This window comes from Synechococcus sp. 60AY4M2 (genome assembly GCF_002760375.1).
Classification (GTDB): Bacteria; Cyanobacteriota; Cyanobacteriia; order Thermostichales; family Thermostichaceae; genus Thermostichus.
In genome coordinates, this window is sequence record NZ_AUMZ01000001.1 from 2,348,029 (window position 1) to 2,365,698 (window position 17,670).

Sequence of the window (17,670 nt, forward strand, 5' to 3'; positions counted from 1 at the left end):
GATTGCAGTTTGACCGCGTTGACGATCTTCTCCGGCGTGTTCTGGTTGACCCAGTTCAGTGCCTGCACAAAGGCATCCCTCGTCGCGTCCAATTTGGCGGCTTGCGACTGGGACGCCTTGAGCTTACAGGAGACGGTCAGGACTTGGCTCATAAGTTCATTGTACTTCATCAAAGCGCATTCCTCCCGGCACTGACCCTACGGGTACAGTGCGGGGCTCCTGCGATTTCTAGCTGAGATGACAACAGGTCACTGAGATGACAACAGGTGGCGCACAGCTTGGCCGGGATCCGGCTGTCTCACCAGCGCTTCCCCCACCAGCACAGAGCGCACCCCCCAGGCCCGCAACTGCTGCAGATCGGCAGGGGTATGGATGCCGGACTCGCTGACAATGGGCAGCTCGCCGAGGAGATCCGAGTGGGCGGCCAACAGGTCGCGCGTTGTGTTCAAGTCCACCGCAAAGGTTCTCAGATCCCGATTGTTGATGCCAATGAGCACCTGCCCTCTGGACTCTTGCAGTTGGGGCAAACGCAACACCCGCTGCAACTCTTGGGAAGTGTGCACCTCCAGCAGAGCTGCCATGCCCAATTGCCGAACCAGCTTGAGAAAATAGCCCAAATCCGCATCGGAGAGAATGGCGGCAATCAGCAGCACCGCATCTGCCCCCAGGCTGCGGGCCCAGAGGATTTGGTAGGGGTAGAGAATGAACTCCTTGCAGAGGATGGGGATCCCTACTGCCTGACGGATCCGGCGCAGATACTCGCCGCTGCCCTGAAAGAACCGCTCATCTGTGAGCACCGAGAGGCAACTGGCCCCACCGGCTTCATAGCTCTGGGCAATGGCTACCGGGTCAAAGGGATCCCGGAGGATGCCGCGGCTGGGAGAGGCTTTTTTGACCTCGGCAATCACAGAGATAGGGTGAGGCGACTGGGTGAGGGCCGCCACAAAATCCCGCACCGGCGGAGCCTGATCCAGTTGCCGTTGCAATTCCTTGAGGGGAAGCTGCTCCCGTTGCCGCTCCACCTCCTGCTCTTTATGCCAGACGATCGCTTCCAAAATGTGGCGCGGTTTGGCTTCCGGCGCTGTTGTCTGGTACACCTGAGAGGCTACGACCACCGGCGGGGCAGGAGAACGCCGACGAACAGAAAGCGGCTCACCTTGCAGCTCCATACAAACCCTGAGCAGAACCCTACACCACACCCTAGACTACCTTAGTGCTCCGCCACCGGTTTGAATAGCTACCCCAGGCATCCCCAAAACTCATCTGGCGAAGGCGTTTTTTTTACCCTATGGTTGAGTCTAGAAAGGTGGTGTAGTCTTTATGCGCCTCGGCGAGCCATGTTCTGGCGGCCGTTCATTTTTCCCCGGCCAGGGGCAGTGGCTCGGTGAGGTCAAGGCTGGTGCTGTCCATGCTGTTTTAGAGGAGTTCAGGCGTGCTGTACCTAGCAGAGCTATCCAAGCCGATTGGATTTGCCAAGTCGTCTCTGCAATTGCTGGCCAAGCAGCAGCAGGACAATACCTGGGTGGCCGTGAACGAAGAATCCATTACTTTGGAAGGCCGCATCGCCCAGGAGGCTGGGCGCTTCAAGGATGGGTCATTGGTGCTGGCGGAAATCTCCGGCAACCGTCAGGTCGCCCGCATCAGCGAAGCCGCTCGCCAACTGGTGACCTATCTGCAAAACTTCAGCCAACTTCAGCTCAGAGCCCGCAGCCAGGAGGAGGAGATCGAGGTTTGGAAACAGTCCCTCACCTTTCAGGCGCATGAGCTTACCCGCCGCGAGATGGAGCTAGCAGCTCAAGAAGAAGAGGTGCAGCGGCTGTATGAGCAATACAAGAGTGTGGAGGAAGATCGCAAACTTCTGGACAGCCTCAAAGAGGAACTGGCAGCCCAGCAAGCTTACTTGGCTGAACAACAGCGCCTGATCGGAGAGCAGCGGGAAGCTCTGAATCGGCAGCGGCAAGAGTTGGAAGCCCAGTTGCAAGAAGCTCGCTCCAGCCGCTTGGGGGAGGCAGAAGCAGCGCAGCTACAGGCTTTGATGCAACAGCTCCAGGAGAGTCTGCATCCGGCTGGAGATCCCTTGGCGCTTCTGCAAAGCTTGAAAAGCCACATTCAGCAGCAGCAGGAGCACTTGAATCAACAGATTGCCCAACTGGAAGCAGAACGTCAGCAGGCCCAGGCCCGGCAAGACGAGCTGGATCGAGACTACCGCGCTTGGCAAGAACGCCACACCGCTTGGTGGGGATCCCGACAATCCCTGGAGCAAAGCCAAGCAGAGTGGCAAACTCGACAGGGATCCCTGCGAGCCCATCAAGAGCACCTGCAGAGGATTCTCCAGCAGCTGCAATCTCAAGAGAGCCTATACCAGAAAGCCTCTCGTCTGGTGCAGGAGTACGACTTCATCGTCGATGGCAGCAGCAACGGCGGGTCAGGTGCCTCAGGGTCTGCGATCTCGGTCGAGGAGCTGGCGGCCTTGGTGAGCCAACTGCGCCGAGATTACGAGCAGCGGGCGGCCCAGGTCAGCCAACAGCGGGCCGAGCTGGAGCAAAACCGGCAAACCCTGCGGGAGCTGCAAGAGCGGCTGGCCACCGCCTCTCCGGAGGAGCGGTTCGACATCGAGATGGATATCGACTACGCCCAGTCTGCCTGCAGCGCCCTAGAGGAAGCCCTGCTGCCTCAGGAGAAAAACCTGCAACGGGAATACGAGGAGCTGGCCCGCCAGGAAGCCCGCCTTAGGCAGCTTCAAAATCAGGCTGCCGCCCCAGTTCAGGTCGATATCGGGCCGATCCTGGAGCAGATCGGCAGCCAGAAGCAGGAGCTTCTCCAAGAAAAAAGCCGCCTGCAAACCCTCGTCCACCAACTGGAATCCTCTCTGCCCTTTCAACAAGAGCAACTGGCCCGCCAGCAGCAGGAATTGCAGCAGCAGTGGCAACAGTTGCAGCAAGAGGAGGGATCCCTGCGGGCGCGCGCCCAGGCCATGGCAGAAACCTGGGGTCGCCTGAATCACCTGCAGGCCACCCTCTATCCAGAGCGGGATCGGTGGGCGGAGTTAGCGGAACAACTGGCTCAGTTGGAGGCAGAGCTGGCTCAATATCAAGAAAGGGGCTCCACGGCCAGCGCCCATGTCCAGCAGGTGCAATCGCTCCTGGCCGCCCTCACCCAGCGGTAAGGAGCTGTGTCCTGTCGTCTTCCCAAGCAGGCAGGCAGTGCCCACACATTCCTTTTGACACAAAAGGATAGCTTGGTAGCCCCGTACTTGAGGACGGGGCGGAAAAGCCCTTGAGCCACTTTAGTTGCTTCTTTAGAGCTTCTCCAGGAAAACAACCTACTGCGGTGCCAAACCCGCGCGGCAATGACTAACCTGGAGGAACTGAAGTCCTCCGAAGTAAGCAGAACTTTGAGGTTATGCCTCAAAAGACTATCTAGGGGCGTCTTGACAGCGCCTTCGCCAGTCCATTTTGGGCTGCGTAAGAATCCCCTGCCTTCAGGCGCTGGGAGTGTCAAGGGCTTGACGGCCTCAACCAAAGAGAGCAAATCTGGTAAAATTCGGTAGCGCCTTGTAGATAGCGGGATCCCAACTTCTCGAGGCAGAGGAGCAGCGGAGATCTCCGCATTTTATCTGTCAGGAGTGTTCCAGTGTGAGGTCAGCTCGTGCGAATTGCAGTTGATGCGATGGGAGGTGACTACGCTCCCGAAGAGATCATCAAGGGCGCCCTGCTGGCCCATCGCTATCTTCAGGTGGGGATTGCGCTGGTCGGCCGTCCAGACGCGCTTGAGCCTTTCTTGCCCCGGCCCCTGCCTCCTGGGATCACCGTCGTGCCCGCTGAGGAGGTAGTGGGCATGGCGGAAGAGCCCCTGGCGGTGCGCAGGAAGCCGCAAGCCTCTATCAACGTCTCCATGCAACAGGTGCGCGCCAAGCAGGCAGATGCAGTGGTGGCTGCCGGCAACACTGGGGCTACGATGGCCGCTGCCTACCTCAACTTGGGCCGATTGGCGGGGATCGACCGCCCGGCCATCGGTGCTCTTTTGCCCACTTTGAAGGGCAAGCCGGTCTTGCTTTTGGATGTGGGAGCCAACGTGGACTGCCGGCCCCGCTTCTTGGAACAATTTGCCCGCATGGGATCCCTCTACTGCCAGTGCGTGCTGGGGATTGAGAAGCCGCGGGTGGGCCTGCTCAACATTGGCGAGGAGCCCAACAAGGGCAACGACCTGGCCCTGGCCACCCATCAGCGCCTGACCCAGTTGCCGGGGATTCACTTTGCCGGCAACGCCGAGGGGCGAGACGTGCTGACGGGGGACTTTGATGTGGTGGTGTGCGACGGCTTTGTGGGCAACGCCCTGCTCAAGTTTGCCGAGAGCGTCGGCCAGGTGATCACCCAGGTGCTGCGGGAGGAGTTGCCCCGCGGCTGGCGTGGCAAGCTGGGCTGCTGGCTGCTGCAGCCCAATCTGAAGCAGGTGAAGCGGCGCATGGACTATGTGGAATACGGCGGCGCTTTGTTGCTGGGGGTGAACGGCATCTGCGTCATTACCCACGGCAGCTCCAAGGCGGCGATGGTCTACCATGCCATTCGCCTGGCCAAAGAGGCGGCGGAGCAGAAGATCCTACAGCGGCTGCAAGCGGAAATGGCCGACTCTCACCCATCCAAAGTCAATGCCGGAGAGAATGCTCCTCCTCTGGCCTCAGCCTCTAACCCCAGTCCAGAAGCCCTGCCGGTAGGATCCCTGGATCGGGTGGAAGGATAGCGTTCATGCCCAGCAATGGCCTCCCGAGCGTGCGGCTGGTGGGGGTGGGGGCTGCCCTGCCGACTCCCTGCCTGAGCAACGACGACCTCAGCCAGATCGTGGAGACTTCCGACGAGTGGATCTGGCCCCGCACCGGTATTCGCCAACGGCGCATCCTGCCCCCCGACCTCAGCCTGGTGGATTTGGCGGCGCAAGCGGCAAAGGCTGCCCTGGCGCAGGCCGGCATCCCGCCCCAGGAGCTGGATCTAATCCTCCTGGCCACCTCCACCGGCGTCGATCGCTTCGGCTCCGCTCCGCGGGTGCAAGCAGCGCTGGGGGCGACACGGGCGGTGGCTTTTGACCTGACGGCAGCCTGTACAGGGTTTGTGTTTGCTGTGGCCACGGCGGCCCAGTTTCTGCAAACCGGGCTGTACCGGCGGGCGCTGGTGGTGGCGGCGGACGTACTCTCTCGCACAGTGGACTGGACAGATCGCACCACCTGTGTCCTATTTGGGGACGGGGCAGGGGCGGTGGTGCTGGAAGCCGCAAGAGAGGGGGACGGCGGCATCCTCAGCATCGAGCTGCGCAGCGATGGCAGTGGCAGCGAGCTGCTCAGCCTGGCCATGGCCACCGAGGCCAGGCCCCTGGTGGGATCCCTGCAGGTGGGTCAATACCGCTGCTGCCCCATCGCCATGAACGGCCGTGAGGTGTACAAGTTCGCCGTCCAAGCGGTGCCGGAGATTATCGAGAAGGCTCTCTTTCGAGCTGGGATTGCCGCAGCAGCCGTGCAAGGCTACTTCATCCACCAGGCCAACCAGCGCATCCTCGATGCTGTGGCCAAGCGGCTGCAGTTGGATCCCCAGCGGGTGGCCAGCGTTCTGGAGCGCTACGGCAACACCTCCGGCGCCTCGGTGCCGATTGCGCTGGCCGACTGGATTGGCCAAAGGCGGTTTGGCCCTGGGGATTTGGGGGTGATGGCTGGCTTCGGCGCCGGCCTCACCTGGGGAGCAATTGTCTTTCGTTGGGGCAGATGAGTTGGAGAGTATTGAACTGATGAGCGTTGCCTGGATCTATCCCGGTCAGGGATCCCAAGTCGTGGGCATGGGAAGGGATTTACAAGATTGGCCAGGGGCGGCCCGCAAGTTGGCTGTGGCCCGCGAGGTGCTGGGATGGGATCCCCTGGCGCTCTCGGAAGAGCAGATCCATCAGACCGGCTACACGCAGCCGGCTTTATTCACTGTATCGGCCCTGCTGACGGACTATCTCTACGCTCAGGGTCAGGCTCCCGCCTGTACAGCCGGCCACAGCTTGGGAGAATATAGCGCCCTCTACGCCGCGGGGGTATTTGATTTTGAGACTGGCCTGCGGCTGGTGGCGCTGCGGGGCCAGTTGATGGAAGCTGCAGGGGATCCCCCCGGCAGCATGGCGGCGCTGATTGGGTTTGATCGCGACAAGCTGGAGCACCTGTGCCAGATGACTCCCGATGTGGTCATTGCCAACGACAACAGCCCGGATCAGGTCGTGATCAGCGGCTCGGTCGAGGGGGTGCAGGCCATCTGTGAGCAGTTGCAGGCCAAGCGCACCGTTCCCCTCAAAGTCAGCGGCGCCTTCCACTCGCCCTTGATGCAGGCGGCGGCGGAAACCTTTGCCCACACCTTGCGCGAGGTTGACTTTCAGGCTCCGCGAGTGCCGGTCTACAGCAATTGCACGGCTGCCGCTAGCCGAGATCCCCAGGTCCTCAAGCAGGCACTGCTGTCTCAGATGACTGCCCCAGTCCGCTGGCGAGAAACGGTGCTGCAGATGGCCGCCGACGGCATCCGAGAGGTGTGGGAAATCGGCCCTGGCAATGTGCTGACGGGCTTGGTGAGGCGAACGGCACCTGCCCTGGGACGGTGCAACATCAGCAGCCTCAGCATCGGCTAAGGGATCCCGGCAGCCCTGTTGCTGCAAGTTGCGTTGCTAGCTCCTCAAGGGAGAAGGGCTGCGGGTGAGGAAACCTCCCCAAACAGCAGTTAGGATCAATGAAAACCTGTTTCTGGGGCCGACGATGCCGTCTTCTCCCCCTCGCCAGCTTTGGGTCAATGCTTTTCCCGCTTTGGCTGGCCTTGCCGTGGCCCTCGGCAGCCTGGGATCCGGCGGATCCCTGTGGCAGTCGGGGGCAGCCGCTTTGGCTACGGGCATGACCGGCTACCTCGCCTCCGCCCTGGCTGGGAGTGAGTCCAAAGCCAAAATCCACCTGCTGGAGCAATCTCTGGAGCACCTCAAAAGCCGGCAAGAGCTAGGTTTACAGCACCTGCAAAACGAGCTGGCCGATCTGCGGGCTGCTCTTGCCAATTGGACACCCCTTCGGCAGGAAGAGAAAGCCGGCGATGGAACTGATGCTCAAACCTATTTTGAGTTGGGATCCCAGATCCAAGCTCAGCAAGAATTGCTTTCACAATTGCGTACAGAAGAGCAGAATCTAAAAGCCTCAATAGAAGACTTGCAAGCCAAAAAACAAGAGCTTGTACAACTTTTGAAAGAGTACGTTGCGAAAATTGACCAACTCCGCTGCAAACGGGATCTTTTGGCCCAAGAGATCGCCCGCCTTAATCAAGCTCGCCAAGCAACAGGCTGCAGCAACTTTGCCGCCCACCCCTCTGGGTTTGGAAAGGGATCCCTGGGCTTCAGCTCCGTTTCTGCCACCGCCTACGACGAAATTCTTGCAGCTATTGAGGAGCGAGTAAACGACTTGGACGACATGGCAAAAGCGATGGCAGAGCTGAGCTCGCTCGAGGGCAGATGGTAGCCTATCAGACGCCTTCCGAGTCCGGATCTATTTCATGAATTCGCCGCAGGGATCCCTTATTAAAGGCCGGGAAGCGTAGATAGGGGTACTGTTCCTTGGCCTGCTGCAGCTCTTGAAAGGCGGGGGCCAGGTGGTCTTGGGGGGAGATCCCTGTCACGACACACCAGATCTTGGTGCGTGTCAAGGCCACAAAAGCTTGGTTGCGCCGGCGCAGTTGCTCTTCCACACTGAGCCCCGGTTCGGTGGCGTTTTGAAACTGGCAAACGTAGACTTTCCAAGCTTCATTGCCTTTGGCCCGGAAGATCCCCGCTAGGGTGACATGCCCCGGCAAGCGGAAAATATCCTGACCGGCATCTTCGCCGGCTATGAGAGCTCTAATTCCTCTTTGTTTGAGCTTGGCCTTCAGGCTTTCCCAATAAGGTCTGCTCTTCTTGAAGCTGCCTACACCGGTAACCAGGAGATCCTCCGGCTGAAAACTCCACTGCTTCAGGTCGCGCTCGATTTGTTGGGCAATCCAATTCTGCTCCTCTTCCTCAGAAGGGAAGGTGCGCCAGATTAGCAGCGATTGCGGATCCACCTTGGGCTCAAAGTCTTCTTGATCGATGGGATGGCAAGCCTTGCGGGTGAGGGTAATTGTGGATCCAGGCTTACGAAAATCGCCTTCTACCACTTCGTAACCTAAATTTTCCCACTGCCCTTTTTGAGTAACTCCCTGCAAAGGCTGGTCTCCACGCAAAAGACCCATGTTGATGGCATGGGCAGCCATGAGAATAATCTTCGGAGTGCGGTAGCAATGGGGCAACACAGTGGCCCGCCCTCCCAACTGCACTTTGGGCTTGCCTGTCTCGTCGCGCCCGAATAGCTCGGCTATTCCTGGCACCGTCAGCGAGCCAATGCCCTGGGCTTCGTCATAGGCCCAATAGAGCCGTTTGGGATCCCGTAAAGCCCGATAGGCTAAACGGTAAAAGGCAGGGGGCAAATCTTGACCTTCATCGATCAAAATAACATCGAAGAGCTGAGGGATTTCCTTGGCTTCTTTTTCTAACTTTTCGCAGACGTAGTCGAAGGGCTCAGTTGTATAGTCATTTTTATCCCTTAGCTCTGCCTTTGCCCGCTCCAAGCTTTTGGGCGTTAAGCCACATTCGTTAGCGAGCAATCGATAGAACCCAGTTTGATTTTGGGATCCCCAGGCGTGCATCACCTGGATCTTTTTCCAGTCCGGCTCAAGGTCAAACTTGCTCTGACAGACCTTTGAGATTTGCTCGCGAATTTGGTGATAGAGAGAGCGGGTGTAAAAAACTACCGCAATGTCCCAATCGGGGTGGTCGGCGTGGATCTTGGCCGCTCTGCGAGTCAAGACTACCGTTTTGCCTGTCCCCGCCAGGCCCCGCAACCGCTGTGGCCCCTCAGGATATTGGGTGGCAATTTTGCGTTGGTCTTCATCAAGCTTAAAGATCTGCTCTTGGACGCGACGGATCACCGCCTGGGGATCGTAGCTGTAAGATATTGGGTCATCGCCGGGATCCCCCAACTTTATTCCCAACGTTTTGAGGATCACTTCCCATTCTGTGGCGTTGAGAGGAGCGCCATTGGCCTTTTTGGCCGCATACAGAGTCTGCCGCAACTGCTCTGGATGCTCCAAATCATCTGCAAAAAGCAGCGCCCCGAGAAACGGGGGATCCCTGAAGCGCTCCTGCCATTCTTGTCGCCGAATGCGAGGCAAAGCCAGCCGATATTGCCAGGCAACGCGAGCTTGGAGAGGCCGGGTTTCCGGATTTTGCTGCAGCCAATTCTTGATCTGAAACATTTGGTTATCGGCCTGCCCCAAGGGGGTCTCGGTTTCCCTGTGCCACTCCCGCATGCGCCACTGGCTGCCGTCGATGGCTTCGATATTGTAAAGGTTGCAGCCCTTACACTCGAAAACCCAAAAGCCCAGTTCAAAATGAATCAATAGGATGTCGGGCTTGGCCGTGACGTGGCCCTGATGGTTATAGATACTGAACTGATGGAGGAGGTAGCCGGGATCGGATCCCAGGGCCTGCCGCAGCGCATTCCAAACCACTGCTTCCGCAGCTACCCCAGGTAAGCTGTCGTCCAGAGCGCCGTCGGGTTGAAAGTGCATGGGGGATCCCTCGTTTTCCAACTTGAACCCAATGTACAACAGGAAACCTGAGCTCTTGGGGAAGGATCCAAAGCCCCTAAAGCAAAGACTCAGGTCGGATCCGGGGATCCACCCACATCAAGAGCAGATCGGCCAACAAATTGCCCAGAATGAGCATCACGGCCCCCAGCAAAAGCCCGGCCATCACCACGTTGATGTCGAAGCTCTGGACCGCTTCCAAGAGCAGCTTGCCCAGCCCCGGCCAGTTGAAGAAAAACTCGGCAATAAAAGAGCCGCTGAGCAAATTGGCAAACTCAAAGCCCAAGATCGTGATCAAGGGGTTGACGGCGTTGCGCAATGCATGCAGCCAGATCACCCGCCATTCCGGGATCCCACGCGCCCGCGCCGCCTGGATGTATTCCTGCCGCAGCACGTCCAAGAAGTTGCCGCGGGTAATCCGCTGCAGCCCGGCAAAGCTGGTGATGCTCAGGGCCAGCGTGGGCAAGAGCAGGTGACGGCCCAGATCCAGCAGCTTTCCCCCCCAACCCAGCTCGGCAAAATAAACACTGGTCATCCCGCCCACCGGCAGCCAGCCCACGTTTTGGGCCACGATCAGCAGCAAAATGGCCAGCACAAAGCTGGGCATGGCCTGCCCCAGGTAGCTGAGCAACTGCAACGCCCGATCCAGAGGAGTGTTCTGCTGCAGCGCCCCCAGGATCCCCAGCGGAATGGCGATCATCCAAGTCAGCAAAACGGAGCACACTGCCAACAGCAGGGTGGCGCCGGCGCGGGAGAGGATGAGCTGCGCTACTGGCACGCGATAGGTGTAGCTGACGCCAAAATCCCCCTGCAGCAGATTGCCCAGCCAGGTCAAATACTGCCAAAGCAAGGGTTTATCCAAGCCCAGCCGCGCCTCTTCCTGGGCGATAAACTCCTGGCTGATACTGGGATCCGCCCGCAAGGGATCCAAAAAATCGCCGGGGGCCAGTTGCAGGAGCAAAAAGCTGAGCACCGTGATCAGCAGCAGCACCGGCACCGCTTGGACCAGCCGCTGCAAAACAAGGGCTAGGGGAGGCCAAAGGCTGAACACCCGTCCAGCAGGGGGAGAAGAGGTTGCGGCCACAGGCAGAAGTCGAGTTGAGCGAGGTCCAAATCTCCCTGGGAGTGGGATCCCTGTCGAACTATGCTGCCATTCTCGCGGCCAAATTTCCAGGTTGCTGCCTGGCTTGGAACAGGGCGCAGTTGCCCGTTAGGGGAATTGGGGGTTAAGCCAATCCGGCAGGCGCAAGCTAAGGCGGTAGACTAGTCAGAAGCTTTTTCGATGAGTTGCCGTTGGGAAGATCTCTTGCGAAACCTGTTTCTTACCGGCGCTAGCGGCTGTCTGGGGCATTATGTGTTGGAGCGCCTGGCCCAACAAAGGGATCCCGAGTTTCCGGAGCAGCCCGCCTACCACCTGTACATTCTTATCCGCAACCCCAGCCGCCTGCGGTTGCCCCCGGAGCGTTTGCCTGCCCCCATCACCCTGGTGGCCGGCGATCTCCTGCGCATTCGGGAACACGCCGCCCTGCTGCGGCAGATGGATGGGTTGATCCACATGGCGGCGGCTTGGGGGGATCCCACCCTGACCTGGGCGGTGAACGTCACCCACACCTTGGAGTTGCTCAGCTTGTTGGATCCGGAGCGCTGTCAGCAGGTGATCTACTTTTCCACTGCCAGCCTTTTGAATCAAGCGTTAGAACCTTTGGCCATCGCCGGCCAGGCCGGCACCGACTACATCCGCAGCAAGTACGCGATGCTGCTGCGACGGCAGGAAAGCAGCTTCTGGCCAGATCGCCTGCTCACCCTCTACCCCACCCTGCTGTTTGGCGGCAGCCCCCACCACCCCTACTCCCACATCACCGCCGGCCTCAAGGAGGTGCTCCGCTGGCTGGATTTGATCCGCTTTTTGCGGGTGGATGCCAGCTTCCACTTCATCCACGCTGCCGATGTGGCCGAGATGGTGGCCCATTGGGTGGCCCATCCGCCGGGGGGAGGGGATTGGGTGTTGGGCAACCCCCCCTTGTCGGTGGATGAATGCGTAGAGCAGGTGTGCGCCTATTTTAAAAAACGGATTTATTTCCGCCTGCCCCTGCCCATCGGCCTATTTCGCACCCTAGCCTTCCTACTTCGGGTGCGACTTTCGGCCTGGGATGAGTACTGCCTGCGCCACCGCCACTTTGTCTATCCGGCCCTCTCCCCAGCAGCGCTGGGCTTGCCCTGCCGCTTCCCTACCGTAGCCTCTCTTCTCGACGCCTACCTCTAGGCCACCTTTGATAGAGTCACGCAACTCCCCTCTCCCCAGGGGTAAGGGATCCCGACAGGGATCAGCCGGCAGAGGCCACTGCTTCTCTGTGAGCCAAGCCTTGAAGCTGAGCAGCAATGCGCTCCCGGTCGAGCCTCTGGCCGATGAACACCAGGCGGGTCAACCGCGGCTCTTGCGGGCGCCAGGGGCGGTCGTAGTAGGTCTCAAATCGGGATCCCACCCCCTGCAGCACCAGGCGCATCGGCTTGTGGGGCACGGCCACAAACCCCTTTACCCGGTAGAGGCATTCCTCTTGAGCCAGTTGACGCAGTTGGGCAACTAGGGATCCCGGCTCATAGCTGCCCTCCAGGCTGAGGCAGAAAGACTCAAAAGCTTCGTGCTCGTGCTCCTCCTCGAAGTCGTGGTGGCTGGGGCGGCGCTCCAACTGATCCTCCACCGCCGCCTGGAAGCCCAAGAGCACTTCTGGGGCAACCTGGCCCCGCTCACAGGGGAGAACTCGAACCTCAGGGCGCAATTGTTGCCGCAGCCAGCTCTCCACCTGGGTTCGCTCCTTCGGCGTGATCTGATCCACCTTGCTCAGCAGCACCAAATCAGCGCAGCTCAACTGATCCTCAAACAGCTCCTCAATGGGAGTCTCGTGATCCAGGCTCTCATCGGCCTGACGCTGCGCCTCCAGCGCCGCCAGATCCCCCACCAGTTGCCCAGAAGCCAGGGCCTGGCCATCCACCACTGCAATCACCGCATCCACCGTGGCGCCGGTGCGAATGGTGGGCCAGCGGAAAGCCTGCACCAGCGGCTTGGGCAAGGCCAATCCTGAAGTCTCAATCAGGATGCAGTCCAGCTCTGCCCGCCGCCGCAGCAGAGCCTCCATGGTCGGCAAGAACTCCTCCTGCACCGTGCAGCAGAGGCAGCCGTTGGCCAGCTCCAGAATGGGGATGGAGCCCCCTCCCTCGCAGAGTTGGCAATCCCGCAGCAGTTCGCCGTCGATGCCCACTTCGCCAAACTCATTGACCACTACGGCGATGCGGCGGCCCTGGTTGTTGAGCAAAAGGTGACGGATCAAAGTGGTCTTGCCGGATCCCAAAAATCCGGTGATGACCGTAACCGGAACTTTGTGCATCTTGATTTGCGCATTCGGCCTTCCCAGTCTCTACCCGTGCTTCCCTCTCTGTCCATCCCGGCAGGGGGGATCCCCAAAAAAAGGCCCCCTGCCGGGGGCCAAAGGTTGTGATCTCCGAGAGACTTCCGGGCTTATCGGATCGGCTTCATCCGGTAAACCGGCTCGTTCTCGCGGCTGATCCCCTTCTCAAAGCCGGCAGCAGCGGCGCGCGCGCGACCAGCATGCCACAGGTGACCGACGAAGAACAGGAAGCCGAAGATGAAGTTGTGGGCTGCCAGCCAGGTGCGCGGGCTGGTGAAGTTCACCGTGTTGATCTCGGTAGCCACACCCCCCACCGAGTTCAGGGATCCCAGCGGCGCGTGGGTCATGTACTCTACCGCACGGCGGGCCTGCCAGGGTTGGATGTCGTTCTTCAGCTTGTCCAGATCCAAGCCATTGGGGCCCAGCAGCGGCTCTTTCCAAGGGGCCCGCACATCCCAGAAGCGCATCGTCTCACCGCCGAAGATGATCTCGCCCGTGGGAGAGCGCATCAGGTACTTACCCAGACCGGTGGGGCCTTGGGCCTGGCCGATGTTCGCCCCCAGGCGCTGGTCGCGCACGATAAAGGTGAGGGCTTGGGCTTGCGAGGCTTCCGGGCCGGTGGGGCCGTAGAACTCGCTGGGGTAAACGGTGTTGTTGAACCAGATGTAGCAGGTGGCAATAAAGCTCATCAGCGAGACCGCCGCCAAGCTGTAGGAGAGATAGGCCTCTCCCGACCAGATAAGAGCACGGCGGGCCCAGCCAAAAGGCTTGGTGAGGATGTGCCAGATCCCACCGGCAATGCAGATGATGCCGATGTAGATGTGGCCGCCGATCACATCCTCCATGTTGTCCACGCTGATGATCCAGCCGTCGCCGCCAAAGGGAGACTTGAACAGGTAGCCGAAGATGACCGCCGGGTTGAGCGTGGGGTTGGTGATCACCCGCACGTCGCCACCCCCCGGAGCCCAGGTGTCATAGACGCCACCAAACCACATGGCCTTGGCCACCAACAGGAAAGCCCCCAACCCCAACAGGATGAGGTGGATCCCCAAGATGGTGGTCATCTTGTTCTTGTCTTTCCAGTCGTAGCCGAAGAAGGGGAAAGACTGCTCCAGGGTTTCCGGGCCGCGCACGGCGTGATAAATGCCTCCCAGACCCAGCACCGCGCTGGAGACCAGGTGCAGCACACCGATCACAAAGTAGGGGTAGGTATCGATCACCTCGCCGCCTGGGCCAACTCCCCAGCCCAAAGTGGCCACGTGGGGCATCAGGATCAGCCCCTGCTCGTACATGGGCCGATCCGGCGTGAAGTGAGCCACCTCAAACAGCAGCATCGCTCCCGCCCAGAAGACGATCAGGCCGGCGTGGGCTACGTGAGCGCCCAAAAGCCGACCGGAAAGATTGATCAAGCGAGCATTCCCGGCCCACCAGGCGAACCCGCCCTGGGTGCGATCCTGCATCGCTGCGGAACCAAACGTCGTTGAAGTCACTGAGGCCAGCCTCCGAAAACAGTAAAGGTCACAGTACAGCAAAAGATATGAGGTGAAAAGCAAAGGAGCTTAGGAATGGCCGAGCGCCTACCCATCCAATCCAAGACTTGAATAGGCGAACGCTCGGCCTCAGCTCTCACGTAAAGGATCAAGAGAACTCAAGCGTTCGACAGCCAGCGCCAGTTTAGAGCGCGTTGCCGCGGGGCAGGACTTCCTCGGGGAACTCAAAGCGCTCGTGCGGCTGGTCCTGCGGCGCCATCCAGGCCCGAATCCCCTCGTTGAGCAAAATGTTCTTCGTGTAGAACGTCTCAAACTCAGGGTCTTCCGCCGCCCGCGTCTCCTGACTGATAAAGTCATACGCCCGCAGGTTCAGCGCCAACCCCACCACACCAATGCTCGACATCCACAATCCCGTTACCGGCACAAACAACATGAAAAAGTGCAGCCACCGCTTGTTGGAAAACGCTATCCCAAAAATCTGGCTCCAGTAGCGGTTCGCCGTCACCATCGAGTACGTCTCTTCCGCCTGCGTCGGCTCAAATGCCCGAAACGTGCTCGCCGCTTCCCCATCCTTGTAGAGCGTGTTCTCCACCGTCGCCCCATGGATGGCACACAGCAGCGCTCCACCCAACACGCCGGCCACCCCCATCATGTGGAACGGGTTCAGCGTCCAGTTGTGGAACCCCTGGAAAAACAGCAAAAACCGAAAAATCGCCGCCACCCCAAAGCTGGGCGCAAAAAACCAACTGCTCTGCCCCAGCGGGTAAATCAAAAACACGCTCACAAACACGGCAATCGGCGCGCTGAAGGCAATGGCGTTGTAGGGCCGCACCCCCACCAGCCGGGCAATCTCAAACTGCCGCAGCATAAAGCCAATCAGGCCCAGCGCCCCATGGAAGGCCACAAAGGTCCACAGCCCGCCAATCTGGCACCAGCGGGTAAAGTCCCCCTGGGCTTCCGGGCCCCACAGCAGCAGCAGGCTGTGCCCCATGCTGTCGGCGGGGGTGGACACGGCCACCGTCAAAAAGTTGCACCCCTCCAGGTAGGAGCTGGCCAACCCGTGGGTGTACCAAGAGGTTACAAACGTGGTGCCGGTCAGCCAGCCGCCCAGGGCCAAATAGGCGCAAGGAAACAGCAGCAGCCCCGACCAGCCGATAAACACGAATCTGTCGCGCTTGAGCCAGTCGTCGACGATGTCGAACCATCCTCGCTCCTGGCGCGCGCGCCCTACTGCGATGGTCATCTCAACCTCTCCTTAAAAACATGATGAGGACATTAATGAAACTACAAATTTTGCTCCTTTGAAGCAAGACTGGTGCCTAGGTATAAAGACTCAGTCTGCGAACTTGTCGCCTTGGTTTCCCTGCACGGATTCCTGGCCAGAACTGACCAACCGCTGCTTCAGGCAGCTTTGCTGGCGTTCCGAACTGCTCTTGGAATCCTCAGCAGAGCTGTGGCGATCCCGACGAGCCGCCCTAGGGCCACCGAACAAGTTTCACGGCTGTCGGCATTACAATTTAGCCTACGCCAGTAAAGACTTGTAAATTGCTTTCATTATAGAGGGGGGGGACTCGTTCCCATCAAGTCCGAGGTGGCTGGGATCTTCACAGACTGTAATCTTTGCGGTTTTTCTCTCCTGAGATATTGAGCTAGAGGGGCTGCCTCACCCTGGGGAAGGCCGAAGGCACAAGATCCGATATTCTTGAAGGGCGAGGCAATCCACCTGAGAGGAATCTATGGCTAGTGAGATCTTCACCATTGCTGGGCTCTCCATCGTCCTGACCCTAGTGGGTGTGGCGCTTGGATACGGGATCTTGCGCATCACCCAGGGCGGGGCCGAGTAGGGATTTCCTCATTTGGTAAAACATGAAAATCGGCATCGTCGGCGCCGGGGCAGTCGGGGGGCATTTGGCCGTTTGCCTGGCTCGCGCCGGCTTTTCAGTCAGTGTGGTGGCGCGGGGATCCCACCTGCAGGCCATCCGCAGCCAAGGCTTGAAGCTGATCCGGCAGGGGGATCCCCCTGTGGCTTGGGTAGAGCGGCTGACGGCCAGCGACGACTTGGCTGAGCTGGGGCGGCAAGATGTGGTGATCGTTGCTGTCAAGGCCCACAGCTTGCCCCTGCTTGCCCCGCAATTGGGATCCCTGTGTGGCCCGGATAGCCCCGTTGTGGTTGTCCAGAATGGTATCCCCCGGTGGTACTTTTACCGGCATGGCGGCGAGTTTGAGGGGCGCTCCTTGACTTCGGTGGATCCGGGCGGGGTGATCGCCGCGCATCTGCCAGTCGAGCGGGTGATCGGCTGTGTGGTGTACATCGCCGTGCAGTTGGCAGAGCCGGGGGTAGTTTTGCATACCGGTGGCGGGCGCTACATTCTGGGAGAGCCGGATGGGTCGTTGTCGGAGCGGCTGCGCTCTCTGGCGGCCATCTTTGAGCAGGGGCAGCTTTCTGTGGCCCTCACCTCCCAAATTCGGGTCGAGATCTGGCAAAAACTTTGGGGGAACGCCGCCTTCAATCCCATCAGCGCCCTTACCCGCGCGGCCCAAGACGCAATTGCCCAGTACCCGCCCACCCATGCTTTGGTTCGGTCGGCGATGCAGGAAACCGAGGCGGTGGCCCAAGCATTTGGGATCCGGCTGCCGGTCTCTTTGGAAGAGCGGCTGAAGGATGCAGCCCGTGTGGGCTCCCATCGCACCTCGATGCTGCAGGATATCGAGCGGGGGCAACCGACGGAGATCGAGAGCATTGTCGGCGCCATCACGGAGCTGGGGCGTTGGGCGGGGATCCCGACTCCCCATCAGAACCTCCGGGGTACTCCCGCCACAGCGCAGCTTGGCGGGATGGGGGATAGGCGGTGAGACGAAGGGGTTCAATGCCCCTGAGTCTCACAATCTGGGCGTTGCCTGCTGCTCGACATACTTCTTCAACTCCTCAACAGTGACCCCACCACAAGAGGCAACAAAATAGGCCCCTGCCCAAAATACAGGCTTGCTGTAGAACCGTGCCACCTCTGTGGCGAACTCTTTGCGAATCAACCGGCTGGAGACTGTTTTCAGGTTGTTCACCAGCTTCGAGACCTGAACATCCGGCGGAAAACTCACCAACAGATGCACATGATCCGCCTCACCGTTGAA

The 17,670-nt window shown here is 59.8% G+C and carries 15 protein-coding genes and 1 pseudogene; 8 read left to right on the forward strand and 8 right to left on the reverse strand.

Annotation, left to right across the window (positions count from 1 at the left end; all coding sequences use genetic code 11):
* Together SYN60AY4M2_RS10305 and trpC are read right to left on the reverse strand one after the other, a co-directional pair.
* Positions 1–152, reverse strand: a pseudogene (locus SYN60AY4M2_RS10305) (RNA-guided endonuclease TnpB family protein); the annotation flags it as partial.
* A gap of 96 nt (positions 153–248) precedes the next feature.
* A complete protein-coding gene (gene trpC / locus SYN60AY4M2_RS10310; RefSeq protein WP_099812855.1) occupies positions 249–1,169 on the reverse strand; it encodes an indole-3-glycerol phosphate synthase TrpC in 921 nt (306 codons plus the stop codon).
* Between the two features lie 263 nt (positions 1,170–1,432).
* Between trpC and hmpF the strand changes: the two genes are divergently transcribed.
* The 5 genes from hmpF to SYN60AY4M2_RS10335 all read left to right on the forward strand — a co-directional run bounded on the left by hmpF (position 1,433) and on the right by SYN60AY4M2_RS10335 (position 7,507).
* Positions 1,433–3,166, forward strand: a complete 1,734-nt coding sequence (gene hmpF / locus SYN60AY4M2_RS10315; protein ID WP_099812856.1) for a pilus motility taxis protein HmpF — start codon at positions 1,433–1,435, stop codon at positions 3,164–3,166.
* A gap of 482 nt (positions 3,167–3,648) precedes the next feature.
* Entirely contained in the window at positions 3,649–4,740 is a 1,092-nt protein-coding gene (gene plsX, locus SYN60AY4M2_RS10320) for a phosphate acyltransferase PlsX (RefSeq protein ID WP_011431166.1), read from the forward strand.
* 5 nt (positions 4,741–4,745) lie between these two features.
* Entirely contained in the window at positions 4,746–5,753 is a 1,008-nt protein-coding gene (locus SYN60AY4M2_RS10325; RefSeq protein WP_011431165.1) for a beta-ketoacyl-ACP synthase III, read from the forward strand.
* Between the two features lie 19 nt (positions 5,754–5,772).
* A complete protein-coding gene (fabD, locus tag SYN60AY4M2_RS10330; RefSeq protein ID WP_011431164.1) occupies positions 5,773–6,642 on the forward strand; it encodes an ACP S-malonyltransferase in 870 nt (289 codons plus the stop codon).
* Between the two features lie 124 nt (positions 6,643–6,766).
* Positions 6,767–7,507 (forward strand): hypothetical protein, encoded by a 741-nt coding sequence (locus tag SYN60AY4M2_RS10335; protein WP_011431163.1) that lies wholly within the window; start codon positions 6,767–6,769, stop codon positions 7,505–7,507.
* Between the two features lie 4 nt (positions 7,508–7,511).
* Here the strand turns inward: SYN60AY4M2_RS10335 and SYN60AY4M2_RS10340 are convergent, their stop codons facing one another.
* Positions 7,512–9,629: an NERD domain-containing protein gene (locus SYN60AY4M2_RS10340; RefSeq protein ID WP_143596979.1), complete on the reverse strand. Its 2,118-nt coding sequence runs from the start codon at positions 9,627–9,629 to the stop codon at positions 7,512–7,514.
* Positions 9,630–9,705: 76 nt separating this feature from the next.
* Entirely contained in the window at positions 9,706–10,731 is a 1,026-nt protein-coding gene (locus tag SYN60AY4M2_RS10345; protein ID WP_011431161.1) for an ABC transporter permease, read from the reverse strand.
* 198 nt (positions 10,732–10,929) lie between these two features.
* Between SYN60AY4M2_RS10345 and SYN60AY4M2_RS10350 the strand changes: the two genes are divergently transcribed.
* Positions 10,930–11,910, forward strand: coding sequence for an NAD(P)-dependent oxidoreductase (locus SYN60AY4M2_RS10350; protein WP_041438538.1), 981 nt, complete (start codon positions 10,930–10,932; stop codon positions 11,908–11,910).
* Between the two features lie 61 nt (positions 11,911–11,971).
* Here the strand turns inward: SYN60AY4M2_RS10350 and cobW are convergent, their stop codons facing one another.
* The 3 genes from cobW to psbD all read right to left on the reverse strand — a co-directional run bounded on the left by cobW (position 11,972) and on the right by psbD (position 15,784).
* Positions 11,972–13,030: a cobalamin biosynthesis protein CobW gene (gene cobW, locus SYN60AY4M2_RS10355; RefSeq protein WP_011431159.1), complete on the reverse strand. Its 1,059-nt coding sequence runs from the start codon at positions 13,028–13,030 to the stop codon at positions 11,972–11,974.
* A 131-nt stretch (positions 13,031–13,161) separates the two neighbouring features.
* A complete protein-coding gene (gene psbC / locus SYN60AY4M2_RS10360) occupies positions 13,162–14,550 on the reverse strand; it encodes a photosystem II reaction center protein CP43 (protein WP_206336877.1) in 1,389 nt (462 codons plus the stop codon).
* A gap of 175 nt (positions 14,551–14,725) precedes the next feature.
* A complete protein-coding gene (gene psbD / locus SYN60AY4M2_RS10365) occupies positions 14,726–15,784 on the reverse strand; it encodes a photosystem II D2 protein (photosystem q(a) protein) (RefSeq protein ID WP_011431157.1) in 1,059 nt (352 codons plus the stop codon).
* 493 nt (positions 15,785–16,277) lie between these two features.
* On the opposite strand from psbD, the gene SYN60AY4M2_RS10370 reads away from it, so the two are divergent.
* Together SYN60AY4M2_RS10370 and SYN60AY4M2_RS10375 are read left to right on the forward strand one after the other, a co-directional pair.
* On the forward strand, positions 16,278–16,385 hold the full coding sequence (locus tag SYN60AY4M2_RS10370) for a PetM family cytochrome b6-f complex subunit 7 (protein WP_011431156.1): 108 nt from the start codon (positions 16,278–16,280) through the stop codon (positions 16,383–16,385).
* A gap of 22 nt (positions 16,386–16,407) precedes the next feature.
* Positions 16,408–17,394, forward strand: a complete 987-nt coding sequence (locus SYN60AY4M2_RS10375) for a 2-dehydropantoate 2-reductase (protein ID WP_099812857.1) — start codon at positions 16,408–16,410, stop codon at positions 17,392–17,394.
* A gap of 27 nt (positions 17,395–17,421) precedes the next feature.
* Here SYN60AY4M2_RS10375 and tnpA read toward each other — a convergent pair.
* Positions 17,422–17,670: IS200/IS605 family transposase (tnpA, locus tag SYN60AY4M2_RS10380; RefSeq protein ID WP_143597321.1), on the reverse strand; the 249-nt coding region annotated here is incomplete at its 5' end.